The sequence below is a fragment of the Mesorhizobium sp. M1E.F.Ca.ET.063.01.1.1 genome (assembly GCF_003998155.1).
Taxonomy (GTDB): Bacteria; Pseudomonadota; Alphaproteobacteria; order Rhizobiales; family Rhizobiaceae; genus Mesorhizobium.
Genome location: NZ_RZSC01001364.1, coordinates 1 through 781 on the forward strand (window position 1 = coordinate 1; position 781 = coordinate 781).

1 pseudogene is annotated in these 781 nt (G+C 56.3%); it reads right to left on the reverse strand.

From position 1 onward, the window contains the following. Positions 1-101: 101 nt before the first annotated feature. Positions 102-781: pseudogene (locus EOA29_RS41910) on the reverse strand (hypothetical protein); the annotation flags it as partial.

Here is a 781-nt window from a genome sequence, read left to right on the forward strand (position 1 = left end):
CCGAAGCACCTGCCAGAAAAAAGCCTGAGGCTGGAGAAGGCCTCGAGCGAGAACCGCTTCGAAGAACTCTTTTTCCTCTTGAGTGAAAAAGATGTCATCCATCAGAGAGCCGCCTGCATGGAAAGCTCGACAATGCTGGCCGATCTCCCATCATGATTCTGAATTTCGTAACGCTTGCAGATATGCTCAGCCAGCTGATCGAATCCCTGGTCGCCGAACTCAGAGTTGGTTGGGAGGAGCACGAGGGGATTGCCCGCGTGGGGGAAATAATCGTTCATCAAGAGGTTGCGGTTCTCGCGATCGATGCGGCCGAGCGGTGTGTCGATCATGACAGGAAGAGGTCGGTTAGCTTCTTCCTTCAACGCCCAGAGCATGGCCATGGCGACCAGTTGGCGCATACCTGCCGAGATCGATTGGCGCGCGACATCCTCGCCCTCCTCATCCTGATAAGTCATGACGAAATTTTCGTTGAGGGACGCAGACTTGATCAAACGGCTCGGACCCAGGAGGACAGCTATCTTGGCGCGCAGCCGCTCCTCGACCGAAGCGCGGATCGCTGCCCGGCGCTCTTGTCGATAAGTCTGGAGCGCGAGCCGCACCGAGCGCGATAAAACGTAGGCCTTGTTCTCCCGCAAAACGTCGGCGTGTTCTTCATAGCCGGCACGAATTCGATCTGAGAGCTGAGCAGCGTTTCGAGAAGCCCGATTTTCGTCTTGTTCGTGGACGACCGTCTCTTGCAAGCGCCGACGGATGTCCAATTCTGCCGTCTCGATCTCGTTTT